Source organism: Ruegeria sp. BHSB064, assembly GCF_059613205.1.
In genome coordinates, this window is sequence record NZ_JBXWSB010000245.1 from 1 (window position 1) to 1,551 (window position 1,551).

A 1,551-nucleotide genomic window follows, 5' to 3' on the forward strand; every position below is an offset into this window, starting at 1 on the left:
GGGCGTATTTCGTTGAAAAACTCTTGCTTGATCGTGAGGTAAGTCGCTGATTCAATTCTCCCCGAGGATGGGAGGACTGAGCGATGATGGGGCGGAAGCAGGAAGCGCAGGCGGCGTTGTTCTACGAATTCTCTCTTGAGGATCATGTTCCTCAAGACCACCTGCTGCGGTCGATTGATCGCTTTGTCGATCTGGATGGCATCCGCGCCTATCTCGCAGATTTCTATAGCCACACTGGTCGGCCATCCTTCGATCCGGAACTGCTGATCCGCATGCTGCTGGTGGGGTATTGCTTCGGCATCCGATCCGAACGGCGGCTTTGTGAAGAGGTGCATTTGAACTTGGCCTATCGCTGGTTCTGTCGTCTCGATCTGACTGACCGCGTGCCTGACCATTCGACGTTCTCCAAAAACCGGCATGGCCGGTTCCGTGAGAGTGAGCTGCTGCGTCATCTGTTCGAGACGACAGTTGCGCGTTGCATCGCAGAAGGTTTGGTCAGCGGCCAGCGCCTGGCAATTGATGCCAGCTTGATCGAGGCGGATGCCAACAAGCAGAATTCGACACCCAAAGAAGAATGGTGCGCCTCCGACATCGACCCGACCGATGCCCCTCGCGCCGTTCGCGAGTATCTCGACACGTTAGATGAAGCCGCATTCGGTGCCGCCAGCGAGGTGCAACCAAAGTTCACCTCTCATTCTGATCCGGCCAGCCAGTGGACGGCGGCCCGTAAAGGCCCAGCATTCTTTAGCTATTCCGACAACTATCTGATCGACACCGACCATGGCGTCATCGTCGATGTGGAAGCCACACGGTCCATCCGACAAGCTGAAGTCGGATCAACCAAAACCATGCTGGACCGGGTAGAGGAAAAGTTCGATCTGCATCCAGAACGGCTGATCGCCGACACCGCTTACGGCACCGGGCCACTTCTTGGATGGCTGGTCGACCGCAAGATCGCGCCGCACATACCTGTCTTTGATAAGTCCGGGCGCAACGACGGAACCTGGACCCGTGCCGACTTCGAGTGGGATGCCCAGAACGACCAATACATCTGCCCCGAAGGTCATGCGCTGAAGCAGTTCCGCCGCAACTACTCCGATCCGAACAGAGGGCCAACCGGCAAAGGGACGGCCCGTTATCGCGCCTTGAAAGACGTCTGTCAGACCTGCCTGTCGAAAGCCAAGTGCTGCCCGAACGCCGATGCTCGAAAGATCACACGTGAAGAGCACGAAGACGCCCGACAGGTTGCTCGCGATATTGCAAAGACCCGCCAGTACGACATTTCGATGAAGCTCAGAAAAAAGGTCGAAATGCTGTTCGCCCACCTCAAACGGATCCTCGGGCTGGGACGGCTCCGATTACGCGGACCATGTGGTGCCAATGACGAATTCCTCCTCGCCGCCACCGCCCAGAACCTCCGCAAATTGGCCAAGATCTTTCCTGCGCCGCAGCAAACGCGAAAAGCCTGATCGGAAAGGCGTTCGTGCCGTGCTCAAGTCACCCCATTCTGCGCCAGCAATACGTTGTTTTTCAACAGAATGGGCGGAAAGC

The 1,551-nt window shown here is 57.1% G+C and carries 1 protein-coding gene; it reads left to right on the top strand.

Annotation, left to right across the window (positions count from 1 at the left end):
- Positions 1 to 83 precede the first annotated feature (83 nt).
- On the top strand, positions 84 to 1,469 hold the full coding sequence (locus AC2FNU_RS24705; protein ID WP_496794264.1) for an IS1182 family transposase: 1,386 nt from the start codon (positions 84 to 86) through the stop codon (positions 1,467 to 1,469).
- Positions 1,470 to 1,551: the final 82 nt, after the last annotated feature.